At 49.3% G+C, this 21,783-nt stretch carries 15 protein-coding genes; 10 read left to right on the top strand and 5 right to left on the bottom strand.

Going from position 1 to position 21,783, the window contains the following annotated elements:
* The first annotated feature begins 202 nt into the window (after positions 1-202).
* The 7 genes from A5320_RS15935 (at position 203) to A5320_RS22380 (ending at position 10,649) form a co-directional block, all read left to right on the top strand.
* The gene (locus A5320_RS15935) at positions 203-1,450 is read left to right on the top strand and encodes an HlyD family secretion protein (RefSeq protein WP_068067064.1); all 1,248 of its coding nucleotides are present in this window, start codon (positions 203-205) and stop codon (positions 1,448-1,450) included.
* Between the two features lie 29 nt (positions 1,451-1,479).
* Positions 1,480-2,235: an ABC transporter ATP-binding protein gene (locus A5320_RS15940; RefSeq protein ID WP_068067066.1), complete on the top strand. Its 756-nt coding sequence runs from the start codon at positions 1,480-1,482 to the stop codon at positions 2,233-2,235.
* Positions 2,236-2,361: 126 nt separating this feature from the next.
* On the top strand, positions 2,362-4,836 hold the full coding sequence (locus tag A5320_RS15945) for an ABC transporter permease (protein ID WP_068067071.1): 2,475 nt from the start codon (positions 2,362-2,364) through the stop codon (positions 4,834-4,836).
* Between the two features lies 1 nt (position 4,837).
* Positions 4,838-7,378: an ABC transporter permease gene (locus tag A5320_RS15950; RefSeq protein ID WP_068067077.1), complete on the top strand. Its 2,541-nt coding sequence runs from the start codon at positions 4,838-4,840 to the stop codon at positions 7,376-7,378.
* A 45-nt stretch (positions 7,379-7,423) separates the two neighbouring features.
* Entirely contained in the window at positions 7,424-9,967 is a 2,544-nt protein-coding gene (locus tag A5320_RS15955; protein ID WP_068067080.1) for an ABC transporter permease, read from the top strand.
* A 45-nt stretch (positions 9,968-10,012) separates the two neighbouring features.
* Positions 10,013-10,516 carry an MBL fold metallo-hydrolase gene (locus tag A5320_RS15960; RefSeq protein ID WP_068067083.1) on the top strand — a complete coding sequence of 168 codons (504 nt, stop codon included), beginning with the start codon at positions 10,013-10,015 and terminating at the stop codon, positions 10,514-10,516.
* Positions 10,517-10,523: 7 nt separating this feature from the next.
* Positions 10,524-10,649, top strand: a complete 126-nt coding sequence (locus A5320_RS22380) for a hypothetical protein (RefSeq protein WP_269454652.1) — start codon at positions 10,524-10,526, stop codon at positions 10,647-10,649.
* A 71-nt stretch (positions 10,650-10,720) separates the two neighbouring features.
* Here the strand turns inward: A5320_RS22380 and A5320_RS15965 are convergent, their stop codons facing one another.
* The 5 genes from A5320_RS15965 to A5320_RS15985 form a co-directional block, all read right to left on the bottom strand.
* Positions 10,721-11,401, bottom strand: coding sequence for a Fe2+-dependent dioxygenase (locus A5320_RS15965; protein ID WP_068067086.1), 681 nt, complete (start codon positions 11,399-11,401; stop codon positions 10,721-10,723).
* Between the two features lie 177 nt (positions 11,402-11,578).
* A complete protein-coding gene (locus A5320_RS15970; protein WP_068067089.1) occupies positions 11,579-13,876 on the bottom strand; it encodes a catecholate siderophore receptor Fiu in 2,298 nt (765 codons plus the stop codon).
* 253 nt (positions 13,877-14,129) lie between these two features.
* A complete protein-coding gene (locus tag A5320_RS15975; RefSeq protein ID WP_068067092.1) occupies positions 14,130-14,981 on the bottom strand; it encodes a substrate-binding periplasmic protein in 852 nt (283 codons plus the stop codon).
* 47 nt (positions 14,982-15,028) lie between these two features.
* Positions 15,029-17,143: a methyl-accepting chemotaxis protein gene (locus A5320_RS15980; RefSeq protein ID WP_068067095.1), complete on the bottom strand. Its 2,115-nt coding sequence runs from the start codon at positions 17,141-17,143 to the stop codon at positions 15,029-15,031.
* 40 nt (positions 17,144-17,183) lie between these two features.
* Positions 17,184-17,879, bottom strand: coding sequence for a TorF family putative porin (locus tag A5320_RS15985; protein WP_082971825.1), 696 nt, complete (start codon positions 17,877-17,879; stop codon positions 17,184-17,186).
* Between the two features lie 513 nt (positions 17,880-18,392).
* Between A5320_RS15985 and A5320_RS15995 the strand changes: the two genes are divergently transcribed.
* The 3 genes from A5320_RS15995 to A5320_RS21755 are packed head-to-tail and all read left to right on the top strand — an operon-like array spanning position 18,393 to position 21,700.
* Entirely contained in the window at positions 18,393-19,583 is a 1,191-nt protein-coding gene (locus A5320_RS15995; RefSeq protein ID WP_068067101.1) for an SIR2 family protein, read from the top strand.
* A gap of 1 nt (position 19,584) precedes the next feature.
* On the top strand, positions 19,585-21,480 hold the full coding sequence (locus tag A5320_RS16000) for an ATP-binding protein (RefSeq protein ID WP_068067103.1): 1,896 nt from the start codon (positions 19,585-19,587) through the stop codon (positions 21,478-21,480).
* Between the two features lie 10 nt (positions 21,481-21,490).
* Complete coding sequence (locus A5320_RS21755; protein WP_082971826.1) at positions 21,491-21,700, top strand: KTSC domain-containing protein; 210 nt, start codon at positions 21,491-21,493, stop codon at positions 21,698-21,700.
* Positions 21,701-21,783: the final 83 nt, after the last annotated feature.

Raw genomic sequence — 21,783 nt, forward strand, 5'->3', positions numbered from 1 at the left:
TTCGGAATAATGCGTCCGGAATCGGACGGCACTGAACTTCGGCAAGGCCACACTCCAACATATAACCTTAAATATCAAACATTTAACCATTGGCACAGGCATTGCTTTTACTAGAGCAGAACGCAGCCTCTTGGCCATTTTATGCAAATTCTAAAGCCATACTGCGACGTAGTTTTCTGTTCAGCAATAAAGGTTTAGCCAGATGGACGTACAAAAAGCCAAAACAAAAACCCCCTGGAAAAAGCCATGGGTGTTGCTGGTTGCAGCAGGCTCGCTGGTGTTGGTTGGCACTTTAGTCGCCTCCCCTACCCACCGCTACAAAATAGAAAAGTCCCAGCTGCTGTTCGGCGAAGTGAAACGCGGCGATTTGCAGGTGACGGTCGATGGTTACGGCGTATTGCGCTCCGATAAACAAAAACTAATCAGTGCTTTATCAGCCGCGACCGTGGAAGAAGTGGTGTTAAAACCAGGTGCTGTAGTCAAAGCCGACGATGTGATTTTGCGGCTTAGTGACCCGGAGTTATTACAAGATATCGAAGCCGCCAGTATGGCGACCAGTCAGGAGCGCGCCAATTTACGCCGCCAACAACTGACCAATCAGCGAGAATATCTAACCGAAGAAGGCCGTTTTGCTGAGCTCAACGCCAACTATCAAATGGTTGCCCTGCGCCATACTGCGGAGGAAGATATGGCGAAAAAAGGTATTGTGTCGCAACTGAGTTTTCAAACCACGGTGCTGCAAAAAGCCCAACTGGCAGAGCAAGTCGAACTGCAAAAAGACCGGCTAAAACAATTGCAGTTGGTCAATCAGGAAGCGCTGACCATTTCGCAAGAGCAATTAAACCAGGCGATTTCCCGCGAGTCACAACTTCGGCAACGGCTGGAGCGGCTGACGGTACGTGCTGGTATTGCAGGCGTATTGCAACGGTTACCGGTCGAGCTGGGCCAAAGCGTCACCGCTGGACAAGAACTGGCGCTGGTCGGCAGTACCGCCGATTTAGTCGCGTTGGTGCGGGTGTCACAAAGTAAAGCTGAGCAAATTCAACCAGGGCAAAAAGCCCGCATTAATACCAGACGCGAACAAGCCGACGCTATTGTCAGCCGGGTCACGCCACAAGTGGTTGAAGGCACCATCGAAGTAGAACTGCAGTTCACCGAAGCGGTGCCGACCTCCGCGCGGCCGGAACTAAACATCGACGCGCAGATTTTTACTGCAGCGCTCAGCGATACGCTGTACGTCGAGCGGCCAGTCAATTTACAAAGCCACAGCGCCGGTTCGTTATTTAAGCTTTCCGCTGATGGCCAGAATTTAACTGCCACTTCACTGCAATTTGGCGAAGAAGCAGGTCGTTTTTTACAAATCCAGCAAGGTGCTGCGGTGGGTGAACAGCTGGTGCTGTCCGATATGACGCTGTACCGCGATGCTGACAGCATCCATCTGTTGCAATAATTTGCTTCACATTTTCCAAAGGAATGATCATGCGCGAACAAAAAATCAATATGCAAGGCATCACCAAAGTCTACGCCACTGACGAAATGGAAACCCATGCCTTGCGCGGCATCGATTTGGCGATTTATGCCGGCGATTTTGTGTCGATTTGCGGCCCGTCCGGCTGTGGTAAGTCCACTTTACTCTCGTTGTTGGGATTGCTGGATATGCCAAGCGGCGGCAGTTATCAGATTGAAGGCAAAGAAGTCAGTGGCCTCAGCCTCAGTGAAGCGGCCTATATTCGCAACGAAAAAATTGGCTTTATCTTTCAGTCATTTAACTTAATTGACGAACTGACGGTGTTTGACAATGTCGCGTTACCACTGCGGTATCGCCGTCAAGCTGTACCCAAAGCCGAGCTGGAAGCGCGGGTGATGGCTTGCCTGAAAACCGTGGATATGACGCATAGAGCCGGACACCGGCCGAACCAGTTATCAGGTGGTCAGCAACAACGCATCGCCATCGCCCGCGCACTGGTGGGTTCGCCCGCCCTGCTACTGGTCGATGAACCAACCGGTAACCTCGATTCCAGGAATGGCGACGCGGTGATGGATATGCTCTGTGAGCTGAACAACAACGGCACCACCCTATGTATGGTGACGCACGACCCTCGGTTCGCCGATATGGCCAGTCGAAAGCTGCATTTGTTGGATGGTCGTATTCTGGATGCCGACGGCACGCCATTGCTGCAACAAGCATCTGTGGATCAGCAACACGCAGCCCCATTACGGCAAGTCGCACCATGATCATTGGTTATCAACTGTTGCTGCTGCATGGCCTGCTGTTGCCAGCAGTATTGCTCACGGCAGCCGCGCTATGGCCAAAGCCACAAGATCCATCAGCAACTGAAAACCCAAGACAAGGATAGGCCGATGATTTCCAGCAAAGATTTCACCACAGCCCTTTATGCCCTGAGTAAAGCCAAAGGCTACGCCGTTACTGTGGTGCTGACGCTGGGCCTGACGCTCGGCACTTTGGTGGCAATGTTTAACCTCAATTTCCAAATTTTGGCGGCGCCGCTGCCTTATCCGGAAGAAGCTCGGTTGATAGCCGCTACAGCTGCCTGGTTAAAACCGGATGGTTCCATCAATAGGCCGGTGGCGACGCCCAAAGTCATCACGCAAATCTACCAGCAATCGTCAGATAAACTTAGCGATCAGGCACTTTATGGCAATTCTGATTTTGCCACGCTGCGCGACCTGCCGCACTCACCCAGCATTCCACTGGTGTACACCACGCCAGGTTATATGCGGATGTATCAGATGCCGCTGTTACATGGCCGCGCTTTTAGCCGCGAGGAAGACGTCGGCAGCCAACAGCCGGTCGCAGTGATCAGTGAACGGTTGTGGCGAAGCCAATACAACGCTGATCCAGCGCTGCTTGGTCAAAAAATTCAAATCGGTCAGATTGCTTTTACCGTGGTGGGTATTGCCGCCGCCAACTTTGCTGAGCCAAAACTATTTGGCCCGGACACTGTGCATGATGTCTGGCTACCGTGGGATTTTAATGGCGGCTTTCAACTGCTCAGCCCAAGCGGGCTGAGCCGCAATCTGTATTATCTGGCGCAGCTGAAAAATGCCAACGACCGTCTGGCTTTTGAGCTGGAAGTACGGCCACAACTGGATGCCTTGTTTCAGCAGGCACGCAGTGCAGCGAATCAAGGCGGTCCAAAATTTAGTGTCCGTTTTCATGCCACGCCGCTACGGCAAGTGCTGGAAGGCGATAGTCGGCAGGCAACGTTATGGATGCTGGCAGGCAGCCTGGTGTTATTGCTGATTGCCAGCGCCAATATCACCAATCTGATTTTATCGCGTGCCGCCAGGCAACAGCGCACTATGACCATCCAGGCCGCACTTGGGGCGCAGCGCCATCATCTATTGGCGAATGTGTTCGCAGAGTTATGCGTTTTGATGACAGCTGCGCTACTGCTGGCTTTTGCCATCGCACAGCTGGCGTATGTGTTACTGCAATGGTACGCCACCACTACCTTGCCCCGGCTACAGGAGCTTGGCTTCAACTTGCCAACGATGTTGTTTGCGATGGCCATCAGCCTGCTGCTGACGCTGGGTTTTGCACAACTGATTAGCCGCCAGTTAAATTACCGCGTACTACAACAAAACCTGCAAAGTAGTGGCAAAGGCAGTGGCGTGCAAATCAGCAGCCGCATCCGCCAGTTGCTGATTTCAGCGCAGGTGATGTTAGCGGCAATGTTGTTGGTATGTGCCTGTCAGGTGTTATCACAATCACTGGCGCAGTTACGTCAGCAGATTGGTTTTGCCACGGCTGACCGCTATCAGGTTTTGCTGGAAGATATCGCTGCCAACCCGGCCAATGTAACCAGTGAAGTGCGCGCGGCACAAGAAAGGCAACGCGGTGCCGAACTGCTGCAAATTCGCGACTTGTTACTACAACATCCGGCCATTGCCGATGCATCTCTCAGTACCAATGCGCCTGTTGGTTTTAACGGAGTTTCCGCTGGTTTTGCCGCTTATCTGCGTCAAGCAAACCAGCAACAGACCCGGTTGGAAACGCGTGAAACTCGCACCGATCAGCACTATTTGCCAATGTTTGACATGCCGCTGCTGCAAGGGCGCAATTTTACCGCGCAAGAAGTAGCCAGCCAGACACCCGTGCTGATTATAAACCAGGCGCTGGCAGAGCAACTGAGCCCGGATGGCAAGGTGCTGGGTCAACGTCTGTACGGCAGTGGCAACAACCAGGCATTCGAGATCATTGGCGTGACCGCCAACCGTTTTTTGCCTGCGGCCAGCGGCGTTGATGAATTGCCCTATCGCAGTTATAGCCCAAGAGCTGCTGACAACCTGTTGTTGCAACTCAAACCCGGCAGGCAGATTGACAAAAAAGCCCTGAATGCCTTGTTACAACAGGTATCGCCTCAGTTACGCACTCTGGACATCTATAGTATCGAACACAATGCCAATCAGGTACTACTCCGCAGTTCGCTGGCCGCAGCTATCACCACCTCATTGGTGCTTATCAGCTTTGTACTTGCCACTATCGGCACTTATGGCGTGTTGAGTTACAGCGTACAACTGCGCCGGTTTGAGCTGGGAGTGCGAATGGCGATTGGCGCCCGTCCCACCACTATTTTGCGCCAGTTACTGAGCGAGAATCTTAAACCTGTTGCTGCTGGTTTAGTGGTGGCGGCATTGCTGCTGGTCGCGCTTTGGTTAGGTTTGCAACACACAACATTGGTGATTGAGCTGTCGGCCGGTGGTTTTGCCCTACCTTTGCTGCTGATAGTGCTGATCACCACAGTCACCTCGCTGCTTTCGGTCTGGGACATTATCCGCAAGCCAGCCATCTATGCATTACAAGGACAATAATATGCTGCGTTTTTCACTTCATTGCTTGTTTCAGACGGCATCACTTTTGCTGCGCCGACAGCAGCTGTATGCGCTGACCATTATTTTAACTCTCGGCCTGACGTTGGGTGCCTTGGTTGCCACTTTTAACTTAAATTATCAGCTATTTATGGCACCGCTGCCCTACCCGGATGCCGAGCGGCTGCAGTTAGTGCGCGGAAGTCAGTGGCAGCAAGATAAACAGGTCGCCGCCGAATGGCTGCCGGCGCAAGGGCAGCTGGATGTTTACCGCAAAAACTGGCCGGAAGTGGACAGCAAAGCGCTGCACAATATCGGTATTGATGTAGCGCAAAATTTGCCCGGCAACCCGTCCTTTAACATCGGTTATATCACCCCGGAATATTTGCCGATGTTTGACGCGCCACTGGCGCTTGGCCGCCACTTCAGCCAAAAAGAAGGGTTGGACAGTCAGGTGCCGGTGGCGGTGCTGAGTTATCAGGTCTGGCAACAGCATTTTGCTGGTGACCCGGCGGTACTTGGTAAAACGCTGCAATTTCGCGGCGTGTCTTTTTCGGTGGTTGGCGTGCTCGCTGAGCGTTTTGTCGAGCCGGTACTGGCCGCGCCAGGCTGGTCGACCGATCTTTGGCTTAGCTACGACTTTAACGATGTCGGTACGCTCAACTGGAGTTTTAGCAGTAATCAGATCCATCTGCTATTAAAACTCAAAGCTGGTGCCAATCCACAGCAGTTAGCGCAAAGGTTAGCGCATAGCTTTGAACAATGGGCGGCACCGGAATTTGCCGCAGCCAATCAGAGCAATGCTTTTTTGAAAAATAGCACTGTGCGCTGGCGCCTTGAGCCGGTGCGCAGCCGGATTTTGGGCGATGCCGCCGGTCTTAGTCTGAGCTTATTGGCGGGCAGTCTGCTGCTGTGCGCCATTGCCATCGCCAATATTGCCAATCTGGTGCTTGGTCGCGCGATGGCTCAGCAAAGATCGCTGACCATCCGCATAGCATTGGGTGCCAGGGCGTCGCATCTGTTTCGTCAATATCTGCTGGAGTTTTCGGTGCTGGCCATTCCGGCATTGTTGTTGTGCCTGAGTGTGGCAGAAGCTTGTTATCAGAGCTTACAAGCAGGTTATGCCGGGCCGTTGCCACGATTGCAGGAGCTTGGCAGTGGCACTTTGAGCGTACTGTTCGCCATTGCCCTGTTGCTTGTGCTTTGCCTGACGCTGGCGCTGTGGCTGACCCGGCAGCTGAATTACCGCCAGCTGCAACAAAGCCTGCAGCAAAGTGGTAAAGGTTCGGCGGTGCAAGTATCCGGACGCACCCGCCAATTGCTGTTGATGTCGCAAACGCTGTTTTGTCTGGTGACCCTAATTTACTGCAGTCAGATTTTTGTGCAGGCGCTGGCCAAGCTGCGCCAGCCATCCGGGCTTGATTTACAAACCTATCAGGTGGCGCTGACGCAAGGCTCGTTACTGGCAAGCTCACAAAATGAAGAACGTCGGCAGTTGTTTGTGCAGGCCGCCGAAGCGGTAAAAGCGCAAAGCAACGCACAACTGGTTGGTGTAGGTGGTTACCCGCCAATCTCCTTCTGGCAAGCCGGGTTTCCCATGTCATCGGTCAGTCAGCACGCCGATCAATCCGCACCTGCGCCAACCTATCGGTATAACGGTGACGCTGCATATCTGACTGCGCTCGGACTTACCTTAAAAAGTGGCGAGACATTCAGCCGGCAACAAATACAAAATCAGGAAAGTGTGGTGCTGATCAGCCAAAGCCTGGCCCGAAAGCTGGCGGCAAATATCAGTACAGGTGTGAGTACAGGTGTGAGTGCAGGTGTTGATACCACGGGCAATGATCCCATTCGTACCATGCTGGACAAACCGTTGTACCTGCGCGGCGCCACCTCGCCGAGCCGGATCATTGGTGTGGTCAGCGATCTGATCCTGCCCGGTCATGCCGATAGCGCCGCGGTTTACACCCCAGCGACACCAACTGCCTTTCCACATTTGCTGGTCAGGTTGCCCGATGGCCAAAGCCTCAGCCGTGAGCTGGTGAATCAGGCGTTGGCGCAAGTACATCCACAGCTGAAAGTATTCCGTTTTCACTCCAGTGCTGAAATTTTTGCCAGCCATACCCAGGATGCCAAAGTGGCAACAGTGGTGACTGCCGGTTTGTCGTTACTGGCGTTAGCGCTGGCTGGCCTTGGCATTTTTGCGGTCATTCGCACGCAAATTCAGTTACGCCAATATGAACTGGCAGTGCGCCAATCACTGGGCGCAAGACCACAACATTTGCTGCAGTTGACGTTACTGGACAGTTTAAAACCCTTGTTATGGGCGGTGTTGGTGCTGACGGTTGGTTATAGCGCTTTGCAGCTGAGCCTCAATTTTGGTTGGTCCTTTGATTTTGCCGGGCAGCTACAAATAGCCCCGCTGAATGCGATATTAGCGCTATCGACGGTGCTGCTACTCACAACGCTGATTGTCGTTGGCTGCATGCGGCCGTTATTAACCAGGCCGGTGGTGCACGCCTTGCGTGGCACGACGACGCAATAACCGCAGCGCAATAAGCACGGCACAATAAGCAAAGGAGAAATTTAGATGTCACTTTACCACTGGTTCCGTCAAAGCACCGGCTCGTTATGGCGAGATAAAAGCTTCGTTCTAACCGTCGTGCTGACCATGGGCATCGCCAGTGGCGTGTTTTTATGGGTGTTGAGTCTTGGCTGGCAAGTACTGTTCAAGCCGTTGCCTTATCCACAGTCGGAACAGCTGCATCTGCTGCAATATCAACGATTGGATGCAGCGGCTAAATTGCAATCATCAGCGATGCTGCATCCGGCGGCAGAGCTGCTTTACCGGCAAGGACAACAATGGCAGTCAACGGCTACAGCGCAAGCGCCAACCCGATCTCCAATGACCCAGGCTTTATTACATCTGGAGCAGGAAATTGTGATGTCAGATCCGGCGCAGCCACGGCTGAGTGCCGCTTATGCCACACCAGAGCTGCAAAACATGCTCGGTATGCCGTTGCTGCTGGGGCATGGTTTTACCGATGCGCAATTGCCGGGAGCAATGAACCCTGGGGTGATCTTAAGCTATCAGGCCTGGCAAGCATTATTCCAGCAAAGACCTGACGTGCTGAGTCAGCACATCACCATCAACGGCGTCTCGCATCCGGTGTTGGGTGTGCTTTCGAAGTCCTTTGTACCACCGCAACTACGCTCGCAATTACCGCCGGTTGATCTGTGGTTGCCCTGGGATTACAACAATGCCGCCTTTAAAGGCAGCTGGCAATTGGCGGATGAGCAGAGCTTTTTGCTGCTCAAAGGCGAACCGGCCGCGTTGCAGCAATGGCTGGCGAGCATAACGCCGCTGGCGCAACAACAGCTGGCAGAACAACTGGCGGGCGAAGCGAATTTCGCCGGTTGGACTTTACATCTGCAATTGCAGTCGGTGCAGCAGTTGATTGGCAGTGGTAGTAGCGCTTTACTCGGTTTACTGCTGCTCGGTGGTGTCGGACTGTTAGCCATTGCCACCACCAATATTCTGAATTTGTTTTTATCGCGGCTGATGCTGCTGCAAAAACAACTGGCGATCCGGGCCGCGCTAGGCGCACGTCGCAGCCAGCTTGGACAGCAACTGTTTGCCGAGGCTTTGCTGTTGATGCTGCTCTCAGCGGGCTTTGCGCTGGTGTTGGCACACGGCGGCTTTTATGGCTTAACACATTGGTTTGGCAGCATGTTCCCACGCAGCAGCGAGCTTGGCTTGTCATTGTTTAGCTTTGGCAGTGCCTTGCTGTTGGCTGTGCTACTGGCACTGCTGATTGCAATTTTATCGCTACAATCCGTGCGATATCATCAACTGAGTCTGGCGCTGCAAAGCAGTGGCAAAGGTGCCGGGGTGCAGATCCCGGCGCTGTTTCGCCGTAGTTTTATTTTGCTGCAATTAAGCTGCGCCATTGTGCTGGTATTTATCAGCAGCCTGGTGGTGCAGGATGCCTGGCACAAACTGCAGCGACCGCTCGGTTTAACCAGTCAGGATCTGTTGCAGGTCGAATTTTCGGTGGCTACCCTCGATTGGCAAGGCTGGGACAGTTACGCCCCGAAAGTCGCTGAGATGGCTGAGCAGCTGCGGCAACAGCCGGGGATTGCCGGTGTCAGTTTTGCCTTTAATCCGCTGGTCGATCGTTTCCAGATGGCCACCACTGAAGTGGGCTCGGCCACGGGTGCAGCATTAGGCACAGAGCGGCGCTTTTATCCCATCCACCGCAATGTGGATCAGCATTATTTTCAGGTAGCCGGGCAGCCATTGCTGGCCGGTCATGGTTTTACCGCTGCAGATATCCGCAAAGCCCATTCGCCCCATATGGTGATTAACCGCACCTTTGCACTACAACTGCTGGGAAATCCGCAGCTAACGAACCCACAGCAACAGACCGCTGTTTTGCAACAAGTGCTGGGACGACGGCTGCAGCTGGATATGGAAAAACAGCCGTTTACCATTGTTGGCGTCACCGAAGATATCCAGTTGCCTGGTCTTGCGGTAACACCACCGCGGTTTTATATGACGAATTTAGGCACTGCGTTATGGCTGTTGATAAAACTCGAACCCGGTGCGACCTTCAGTCAGGAGCAGATGATCCGGACTTTGCAACAAGCGCATCCACAGTTTGCGCTGACCCGGTTTGGTTTGTTATCTGATCAAGTCAATGCGCTGTTTTTGCCGAAAACCCTACTGCTGTTGGGTGCTATCGCCCTGGCGCTCTTTACCGTGTTGCTGTCCGGTATCGGCCTGATTGGCGTGATGCAATACAACCTGCAATTAAGACATAGCGAGTTTAGTATCAAGCTGGCGCTGGGCGCCCAATTCAGGCACATTCTGCGTGAATCCGGCGGCGAATACCTGCAGCTACTGGCAGGCGCAATATTACTGAGTAGCCTGCTGCTTGGCGCTGGCTGGTTTATCGTGCAACAGCAACCTCAGTTGCTGCCGGGCCTTGATGTGCTCACCTTGTTCAGTCTGGCGATCTACGGTCTGGCCTTGTTGCTGGTGACGCTCTGTGGCGTAATCGCGCATTATCTGCCGCTGCGGCGATTAAAAACCAGCGCCATCAGCATTGGATTACGGGGCGAGCATTCATGACTCACAGGAAGTGGCTCCAGCAGCCTGGGTAGCTCTTGGGATGCAATGTTGTATTCGCATATTCATTATGATCACTTGAATAAAGTAGATATAAAGCGGTTGGGCCCGAAGCCAAAATATCTGGTGCCGCTGGCAGTGGCCGACCATTTGCCACAACAACAACTGCAAATCACCGAAATGGCCTGGTATAGCCAGTTGCAGCTTGGTGCGTTGAAGGTGCAAGCGCTGCCGGCACATCACTTTAGCAACCGCATCTGGGTGCCGTTTTTATATGAAGATTTCGGTGACAGTTCCTGGAATGGCTGGTTGCTGGAATTCAACGACAAGAAGTTGTTTTTCGCCGGAGATACAGGCTATTCGCAGCACTTTGCTGACATTCAACAGAAATATGGCGACATTGATATTTGTTTGTTACCCATAGCTTCTTACTACCACGACACCGATGGTGATTGGTATCGGTATGTTCACAACACGCCAGAAGATGCGCTGAGTGCGGCCGTAGATTTGGGTTGCAAACTGATGATCCCCCTGGGGTTATGGCAACGCTAGCTGGAAAATGGGCGACCACAGCACTCACGCCCCGCTACAACGGTTGCTTACGATGCAACAACGGCTGAAAGATCAACCACAAGGCCAGGTGCCGCTGTTAATCCTCAACGAAGCTGACAAAGTAAAACTCTAGCGTATTGTTAACTTCGGGGTCAGAGTCAATTGTTAACAGATGTTGTTAACAATTGACTCTGACCCTATAATTTACAGTTGTGCCCATTGTCGTAACAGATTGTGGTAGTGACCAGTGAGGCTTAGTACTTCGCTGCTGTCACCGACTTGCTGGCGCAGCTGTTGAATAGTGCGATCCAGCTCGAATAACATCGCGCGTTGTTGATCGTCTTTCACGATACTTTGGGTCCAGAAAAAGCTACACACCCTTTCGCCGCGCGTCACTGGTTTTACCTGATGCAGGCTGCTTGATGGATAAACAATTAAATCACCGGCCGGGAGTTTCACTTCATGCGCGCCGTAAGTGTCGAGCACCTGCAACTCACCACCATCGTAGTCGTCAGGATCGGTCAGAAATAACGTGGACGATACATCGGTGCGTAAACTTAAAGTGCTGCCGGGCAAAATCCGGATCGCGCCATCGACATGCAAACCATAATGCTCCCCTCCGCTATAACTGTTAAACAGCGGCGGCACAGTGCGATAAGGCAGCGCTACCGTTAAAAACTGCGGATGTTGATACAATTTTTGCAGAATATATTCGCCGAGCTGGCGTGCCAGCGGACTGTCGACAGGCAGTTGACGATTTTGTTTGACCTGCGCGCCTTGCGGCCCGACCGTCGCCCGGCCATCGCCCCACTCGCCAACCGCCAGCAATTGCCGCATCTGGGCAACTTCGGCTTTGCTCAGAAATTCCGGAATTTGTAACATCATAAAATATCTGCCTTTTTATTCGAACGAAGCGCAAGTACGACGCAGTATCGCAAATATTGAGCATGTCGAAAATGCTGAATACGCAGAAATCAAAAAGCCGGGATCAAGGTTTTCCCTGATCCCGGCACTTCGGACACTGAGGCACAAAACCCCAAAGTCCGGCGCCTGGAATGTTGATTAAAACGCGACGTTCACACCCAGTTTGGCCGAGCGTGGTGTGCCCTGGTGGAAACGCGAGCCACCATTATTCAGACTGCCAATGTATTCTTCATCCAACAGGTTATACAGGTTAAATTGCACTGTCACTTCCGGCGTCACCGCATAAGAAGCCATCGCATCAACCACCCAATAATCAGGTACTTGCAGCACTGAGCTGGTTGCCGGATTCAGGTTGGTGGTATTCGAACGGGCCACTGAATCCATGTAGCGTACACCACCACCGATGCTGAAGTTTTCCTGACGGTAGGTGCTCCACAGCGTGAAGGTCGTTTTTGGTGTCCACTGGATCACTGCACCATCCGTTGGTGATGTAGCAAAACGCGAACCACGGCTGATTTTTGGATCCAACAACGCCAGACCTGCACTCAGTTCCAGGCTATCAAGCGGCATACCGACTAAACCCAGCTCGACACCTTTGACAGTTTTTTCACCGATAGGCACGTAAGTATTGACGTCGTCGCGCACCAGCTCGTTTTTATTAACGCTTTTAAATACCGCAGCGGTCGCAAACAGTTTCTCGTTGCGCAGATTCCATTTGGTGCCAAGTTCCAGATTGCTGCCTTTTTGCGGTTCCAGTGCCGGGTTATTCTGGTTGGTCGCGGAATTGCTCAGCTGGAAGCTGGTGCCACCTGGTGGCAACTGTGACGTGGCATAACTTAAATACACCGAACCGTCTTTGGATGGTTTGTAATTAGTGCCAATTTTGTAGCTCAACAGGTTATCGGAAGCCTGTTCATGGCTGCCAATTTTGGTGCCGACCGGAACCGTTTGCGGTGTAGCAGCCGCCTGCAGGGTAATGTTATCGGTGGTGGTATTGTAGTGCTCAGCCCGCACGCCTGCAGTTAATTGCCATTGAGCGTTTAGATCAATGGTATCCATCGCATAAATGGCTGCGGTATCGGTCGAACCTTCAGCTTTGGCGCCGGTTAATTGCACCGGAGCAAAAACATCGGCAGTCGACGGGTTATACAAATTCGCAGCAACCTGCGTGACACCTGCTGGCGTACCTTTAGTGTAATTCAGCTGGCTTTCGTAACTGAATTCAACACCGGATGCCACAGTGTGCTGCAGGCCACCGACGTTGAAGCTTGCCTTCAGATTCGTTTGGTTAATTAAAATCTGGTTTTTCTGATCTTTGCCCTGACGTGAACGGGAAACCGTCCAGGTGGCAGGATCATTTTTGGTCGCAGCCGGAAAGCCAAGTGCATTGACACCTGTTAATACATAGTCCTGCGTCGCCACACCATAACGTGAGGTATTGGTTAAGGTCACGTTTTCAGTGAAATCGTGCTCTACCCGCAACGTCAGCATATCCGCCAGCACATGGTCATAATCTGACGCTGAGCCATAAAAATTGCTGCGATCCACTGCAGTTAAAGCCGGACCACCACCTTGCGGGAAAGCCGCAGCATAAGTGCTGCTGTAAAAACCTTCCTCGCCAACCGTTGGCAAGCCGCCATCCTGAATATTGTCTTGTTGTACATGTAACAGGTTTAACACGGTGCGGGTTTGGGTGTTGATACCAAAAGCCAGTGAAGCTGCCAGGCCAGTGCTGTTGTTTTCAACCACATCACGGTTGGGCACACCGCTGTCCTGACGCATTACATTCACCCGAATGGCGGCGTTTTCGATCGCGAGACTGCGGTTTACGTCGGCAGTCACCCGTTTATGCGAGCCAGAGCCAACAGTCGCAGTACCGGTGGTGGAATCTTCCAGGCTGGCCATTTTTGTACCCATATTGACATAACCAGACGAGCTGCTGCGGCCGTTATCTACGCCAGCCGGGCCTTTGGCAATTTCGACCATATCGGTGTTAAAGACGTCACGGCTGATGGTGCCTAAATCGCGGATACTATCGACATAAATGCTGCCCTGCGTATCAAAACCACGCATAAAAATGGAGTCGCCGGTGGCAGTGTTGCCGTTTTCACCCATCAGCATGGTGATGCCCGGCGTATTACGCAAAGTGTCGCTTAAGCTGACGGCGGCCTGTTGCTGGAACAGCTCTTTTTTAACGATGACTATGGTTTGTGGGGTGTCCACTAACGCCTGAGTCTGCTTTGGTGAACTCGCCTTTTTTGCGATAAATTCAGGCTCGATGCTATCGGCCTTTACTTCAACTTCAGCCAGTTTACCGGCTTTGGTGGTGGTTTCAGTGGTTTGCGCTGCCATCGACATGGCCGGAATGGCCAGCAGTAACGCTGATGTCAGTGCTGACTTGGTCATAGAATGTTTTTTCGCCTGAATAAACGCCATGTTGCCTTTTCCTTAAATAAGTTGGCGTCGATACAGGACGCCGGTTTGTCTGGTCGGGAGACGATGAAAATCGCGGCGGATCTTATCGATAACTATTCGCATATGCAAATGATTTTCATTTGTGGAGGAAATTAGCAAATTACTTCAGGTTGCCATCAGCACGGTTCATCAAAAAAATCACCCGGTACGGATAAAGGAAAGATTAGAAAAATAGCGGCATCCTGATGGCGGATCCTGTTCAGGCAAGCGACAATCAGGGCGATTTGGCGGGTTTTGCTGAAGGTAAAAACTGGTTTTTATGGCGTTGTAATTGTTGGTTAAATTGTTGAATTAACTTGCGGTTTTTGTTGTTAGCTACAAACACCAGATGCAGGCTTTTATGCTCGCGCAGGCTTTGGCTAAATTGCACCTTGCCCGCTGCAACAGCCTTAATGTCAGCGTCATGTTTCAGCAAAAACTGTAACACTCGTTTGTCGATGACAGCGGCATCCAGCTCACCACGAGCCACCTGCAACACATTGTCCTTGTCGGTGCTGTTTATTTTCGGTCGCAGCGTGTTCGCGGCAATTAACCGGTCAAGTTCGGTCATATTCAGATAATCCTGCACCACGCCAAAACGGTAGTTAGCCAGTGCCAAAAAGTTGGTTAGCAGCAAGGGTTTTTCAACCGACTCGACCAAACCAAGCTCGCTATAACCAATAGCACCGGATAATAACAACTTCGGGTCTTGCAACGGGTATTCCGGGTAATAAGCCAGATGCCCATTCACCCCGCTGACCACCTGACTGACAGCGTTATTCCAGGGCAAAAAATCTACCTGTAGCTGATAACCGATTTCGGCAAACACCTGGCGCAACAAACCGGTGGTTTCGCCCCCCTCGGGCAAAGCAGCACCGGTATAAGGTGCCCAGTCGAGACTGGTGAAACGCAGCGGTTGCAGCTCTACGGTCGCGGCTTTAGGCTGGCTGGAATTATCGCCAGCTGCTACGGCAGGGAAATAACTGCATAGCAACAAAACAGTCGCCAGCCGCAGCTGGTGACTATTTTTCATCGGTGACCAGGGTTTGCTCTGGAAATCGACTGTCATCTGCCGATACTTTTTCATTTCTGAATATTGTTCTCCTTGGTAGTCCTTAGCTTTTACCAACAGCTTTAACTACGCAATTTCGCCAACTGATTATCAATCTCCGTGGTGATCTGTTCAATCGCCTGGCTGATATTTAAGTTAGTGCCGGAGAGCTGATTCAGATCACGGGTAGCATCATCAATAGCGGTAATATTGCGATTAATTTCCTCACTGACCTGATTTTGCTCTTCCGCCGCTGCAGCTACCTGAAAAGCGTTGTCGGCAATGGTTGATATACCGGCAGTGGCAGCAGATAGCTGAGTGTATGAGCTTTCCGCTTCGACCAAGGTTGCACTGACTTTATTGGTGTTGGCGGTGATTTGGCTGACGGTATTCGCCACTTGTTGTTGCAAGCCGTGAATAAGGTTTTTGATTTCATCAGTCGAACTATGGGTACGCGCTGCCAGCGATCGCACTTCATCGGCGACCACAGCAAAACCACGGCCTTGTTCACCGGCCCGCGCAGCTTCTATCGCGGCGTTCAATGCCAGCAAATTGGTTTGCTCGGCAATCGCCTGAATAGTTTCAATAATACCGTTGATTTGTTGACTACTGTTGGAGACGGTTTGTACCGCTTGCCGGGTTTGTTCAAATTCACCGGCAACATTTTTAAAAGCACCCACGGTATTCTGGAATAACTGATTGGCAGCGGTTAAAGCCGCTAACGAGCTTTGTGCCCCCTCCGCAGTGCGACCGGCTAAACTGGCGACTTCATGGGCTGTTGCAGTCATCTGATGCATGGCTGACGCGACGTTCTGCACTTCCGCGGCCTGTAAATTGGTCGCCTGATTGGTTTGGCCACTGACGCCCACCAACTGCTGGCATTGTTGCTGCAATTGCCCGGAGTTTTGTTTTAGCGCCAGGATCATTTGCCGCAGCTTGGCGGTAAAGGCGTTAAAACCTTCTGCCATATCACGTAATTCCTGGTCACGACTGCTGGCCAATTGCCGGGTTAAATCGCCTTCAGAACCTGCCAGTTCTTTCATCAACTGGCTCATATCAACAATCGGTTGCGTTGCTGATTTTAACCAAACCGCGGTGAGCAACACAAACCCAGCAAGTAACACTAAACCCAGAATAATCATCTGACCAGTAGTCGCCGCTGCATCTTCCGATAACTGTGCCGACAACTGATTCGCCACGCTGAGCGCGACGTCTTTGGGCACGGCAATCACCACTTGCCAGTCGGCGTTAGCGGCTTCAACATTGAGTTTGCGGCTGATCACAAAGTCCTGTTGGTAGGTCGATAACTGCGCCTGATGATCGGCCAGATGCCGGCTGAAGTCGCGATCCAAATCAGGCAGCGGCTGGCCAAGTTTGTCCGGAAAACTGTTACTGGCCAGCAGTAACCCAAATTTACTAACAAGGTAAATCCGCGCTTTACCATCGTAAAGATGTTCGGCTTGTTTCTGCAATAAGGTCTGCAACACCGGCAAATTCATATCGACGCCGGACACTCCGCGAAATTCACTCCCCACCAATACCGGATACACCAACGATGTCAATAGCACTGAATTACCTGGCGTTATTTCCCATAAATAAGGTTCCATCAAGCAAGGTTTTTTCTGGTCACGACTACACAGGTACCACTCGGCTTCCCGAATGCCATGCTGATTTTTTTTGTCGACATACTTCACCGCCGGATCCGGCACCTGCACAAACTTCACCCCACCGTTTTCCCTTACCCAGTAAATTTCCATGCTGCCGGTTTTTGAACTGTGCGACTGCTCCAGCGAAAAATTGCTGTCGGCATTGTCATAACCATTGGGCTCGAACTGGCCAAACAACGAACTGATGCCGCTGTTGGCGCTAAGCAGCTCGCCGGCCATTTGCTGCACCTGCTCGCGGCTATACGGCGGTTGTTTGCTGCCATGGGCGGTGGCACTCAGCACTGCGGAGAAGTATTTGGCGAGGTCAAAATTGCGGTTAATTAGCGCTTCAGTTTCAAAGGCTATCGACGCAGCTGCTTCGTCTAAGGTTTGCTCCGCTTGTTGCTGCATCGACTTACTGAGCGCGGTGGTGGCGGAATCATTATTGCGGCTCATAGAATACCAGCCTACGCCGGTCATCACACTAATACTGATGGCAACGAACAGCGCGACGCCAAAGGTTAACTTAAATCGCAGAGAGCTTAATTGCATCGAATCATCTTCCTATACATCATTGAATTTTATATAACTTTCAGAACTGGAAAGTTCGCGCTACCGATAACGATACTTTAGCATCACCATAAAATGGCAGCGAATAATCGGTATCATCAAAGGCTAAGGTCCAGTTAAAACCCAAACCGCTGACCAGATAAGCAACCCGCCAATGGTGGTAAGTGCCATCGGTGTCGCGCAGGAATTTGTCAGTTTGGGTGGAGGTTGAACGGTCGGCGGTCAGTAATAAACTGCCGTTTTCATGCAGTGGAATGGTATGAAATAACGCCACGATGTAATGACCACCGCCAGCACCAAAATAGTCGGACGCATACCAGTAGCCAAGTTTAGTGTTGTGATATGTCAACTTGACGTAGGCTTCAGGAAAATTAAACGCTTCGCTGTTGGCACTGCTATCGCCATGATAGGTGTATTGCGCCACGCCCACATCAATCAGCCAGTCATCATTGAGCTGATGCCAGTAACCAACAGTGGCGTCAAATTCGAGATCGGTGCCGGGCGAAAATTTTATATTTGACGCCCAAAGTCCGGCGTACCAGCCATCACCACTACTCCAGTCCAGACTCGGTTGCAACGCCGGATCGTGGTCAGTGAGGGTAATGCCATTAAATAAGTAATTCGAAGTGTACGTGACGGTTGAGCTGACATCAGCCTGGCAATGTATTGAAAAGAGCAAACTTAGTGCAAAAAAAGCAAAGGTGGGATGTCGTAGCATCAGTTTCTCCGGAAGGAAGTGACAGCAGAACAGCAGACTAAAGGTATAGCAGGGGAAAACTGGTATTCGCCAGTGAAGCGGGAAAATAAGCGGGAGTTAAATTCGCTAAATAGCTGAATCAGAAACAAAACCAGAATAACCGCTGGTTGCGATTTGAATTGTCAATCGACCGTAGGGCGCTACTCGCCGCGTTAGCGGCAGTACGCCGGATGGCGTCACTCACCGCGACAGTGGTAGTGCGCCGGGTGGCAACAAAAATCCACGCAAAAAAAGGCGGACTTGGTAAGTCCGCCGTACTTTTTTTCATAAAATTAAAGGTTTGTGTCTGGCGCTTCGGCACCAAAGCAACCGCAATTAACTGCCCTGTTTATCGGTATGACGCATATGTGGCTTGATCTTCAGCGGAGTATTTTTACCATATGAACTCATTCATAAATTGCATTAAAAATGCGCTGTTGATAGTGTAGTTAATATATGGACACACAGGTATCCCACTATTTAAAGGTTTGTTAAATGGACTCAATTCATGACCCGATAAGGCACTTGCGCTATCTCCGTCAATCATTGTCACAAGATAATGAATCTATAGGGTTTTTCATATCTGCGGGGTGTCCTTTATCTGTCCCCATGGATGAAGATAAATGGCCTTTAATCCCTGATGTAGCCAATCTCACCAAATATGTAAACTCCCAGCTTGCCACTGATGTTGACTATATAAAGTTTCTTGAAGAACTCGAAAAGTCAGGAAGAAACAAAGAAAACATTGAAGAGGTATTAAGTTTCCTACGAATGTTGCTCTCTGTATCAGTTGGAGGAGACGTTAGAGGTTTAAATCAAATTCAGATTGAGGAAATTGAAAAAAAAATATGTCGTCTTATTTCTTCAAAAATTGATGTTAATCTGCCTAATGATGAGACTCCATATCATTATTTTGGAAAATGGATACGGTCCATAGACAGAAAAAATGCGATTGAGATTTTTACAACCAATTATGATTTGCTTTTAGAACAAGCCCTTGAAGAATTAGAAATACCCTATTTTGATGGATTCGTTGGAGCAAGGCGGCCATTTGTGGACCTTCGAGCGATAGAAGATAACCTAATTCCCAGCCATTGGGTGCGCTTGTGGAAGATACATGGATCTATAAATTGGCGCATGGAAAAATCGGGAGTGAAACATTTTGTTTATAGAGTTTCAAATATAGATCCAAATAATGTAAATATGATTTACCCATCTCACTTGAAATATGAAGAAAGTAGGAAAATGCCATATTTGGCATTAATGGATCAATTAAATAGATTTATTAGGAAAAAATCTTCATTTTTAGTAATGGCCGGTTATTCATTTAACGATGGTCACATTAATGATTTAATAATTGGCGCTCTAAAGTCAAACCCATCAGGTATGATAGTAGCTCTAATGTTCGGTAATTTTGAAGACATTGAAAACCCTTTAAAATACAATGAAGCATTCAGGTTAGCAAAAAACCAACACAATTTAAACATATGGTTTGATGACTGCGCAATTATCGGGACAGTGAAAGGATTGTGGGTTAGAAATCCCAGAAGCGAAGATCATGACGATAGAATAACAGCATTGGTAACTCATGACGCCACGGAAAACAGATACTTTGTGAAGCTCGGTAACTTCCTAAACTTTACACAATTTCTTGTTAGAATAATTGGTTCTGACGAGGAATCTTAAAATGAAAAATAATGATTCAATAGTAGGTGAAGTACAAGATGTTGATGGCACAAATGTCAGTGTTCTTATATCAAAAAATTCTTTAACGGGCTTCATATATATAGATGGCCAAGGCTATAGAGTTGGTCAAATTGGAAGTTTTGTTCGTATTCCACAGGGATATAATAATCTCTATGGAATAGTCAGTCATGTAGGAGCGAGCGCCTCACCGAAAAGTACGGAAAAATCTGATATCATTGATAATCGTTGGATGAAAATCCAGCTAATAGGTGAAAGTGCACGTAACGGATTATTTAGTAGAGGATTGTCACAGTACCCAACTATCGGAGATAATGTTTATATAATTTCAGAAAAAGAACTGAAAAATATATACGGGCAACCAGATGAACCGTACTTCGTCAAATTAGGTCATATAACTAATGCAGAGTCTATCCCTGCACTGATTGATATAAATAAACTAATCACTAGACATTCTGCCGTTCTTGGTACTACTGGCTCAGGTAAATCTACAACAGTTGCAAGTATCATAGATGCTATTTCAGATAAGAAACGATATCCATCTTCAAGAATTTTAATGTTAGATCTTCATGGTGAGTATGGACGTTCATTCAAAGATAAATCAAATCTGTTTAAGATAAACTCAGACCCTACCGCAAGAATTCCAGAGCTAGAGCTTTATATACCATATTGGGCTCTAAATTTTGAAGAGCTGATGTATGTTTGTTTTGGTGAATCATTACCAGACAAAGAAAAAAACATGCTCATGGAAAGAATTCATAAATTAAAAGTTATCAATTTAAAATCCCACCCCAAAACTGGTTGCAATGTCGATTCTTTGAGTGTGGATTCTCCCGTCCCTTTTGATATACACAAGCTATGGTATGATTTATATATTGAGACTTATGGAACGTACTATAAGAGAGACGGGGAAAAACCTTTGGAATCATTAGCATTTGATGTTGATGATAATGGAGAACAGCTAGTGGGAAACTATAGAAATGGAATTGCACCAATATTCAAAAATGTCAAAAATGAAAAAGACGATCCAGAAAAAATAAATCATGTTTCCAGTGCGCTAGGTGGTAGTGGTATTAATATTGGAAGATATTTAGTGACTCTTGGGGCAAGGCTCCGATTACCGAGATATAACTTTGTGTTTGATCCGACCCCATTTAGACCAGATGAACACGGAGCAATATCTGCTGACGTCGACAAGCTAATTGAAGATTGGATAGGTTGTAAGCAACCCATAACTATTTTAGACTTATCTGGAGTGCCATCAGATATAATTAAAACTGTCGTTGGTGCGGTGTTGCGAATTATTTATGAAGCACTATTTTGGTCTAGAAACTTGTCCCAAGGTGGGAGGCATCGGCCAATACTTTTGGTTATGGAAGAAGCCCACATCTATCTTAATAATGATAAAGAAAATATGGCCTCCATGGTTGTTGAGAGAATTGCAAAGGAAGGCAGAAAGTATGGTATTGGCGCCATGATTGTTAGTCAAAGACCTTCTGAGATAAATTCAACAATCCTTTCACAGTGTGGGACATTTTTCGCTTTAAGACTTACAAACACACAGGACCGTGGGCATATATCTTCAGTATTATCTGATAATTTGAATGGCTTAACCAATATGTTGCCTATCTTGAAGACTGGAGAAGCAATTATAATAGGTGAAGCTGTAAAGTTACCGATGAGGACATCCATCTCACCTTTGCCTAAGCCATTCAGACCAGATAGTCAAGATCCTGTTGTGTATGATCAATTTGCTTTAGATGATACACAGGCACCCGGTGGGTGGGGTATTGCCAACGAAGATAATCCAAATTATTCCGAAGTTATTGAAACGTGGAGAAATCAAAATCCACGAATTAGCCGTGTTATCATTAAATAAGGAGATTGTTGTGGAAAGAGTAAGCGTTTCGTCAAGTAATATCGATTCTGTAGGATATGATGAATACTCATCGACTTTAGAAATAGCATTTCACAATGGGAGCGTGTATCAGTATTTTGACGTACCACAACAAGAATACATTGCTCTAGTAAACGCTGGCTCAGTTGGTGGGTATTTAGCGAATAACATAAAAGGTAAATACCGATATTCAAAAATATAACATTTTACTTAGGCCTCGCTTCCAAACAATTTCGAATAATGTATTAAATCAGAAAATTCAAAAAAACCGGCGAAATGCCGGTT

The organism is Rheinheimera sp. SA_1, from assembly GCF_001669775.1.
Lineage (GTDB): Bacteria > Pseudomonadota > Gammaproteobacteria > Enterobacterales > Alteromonadaceae > Pararheinheimera.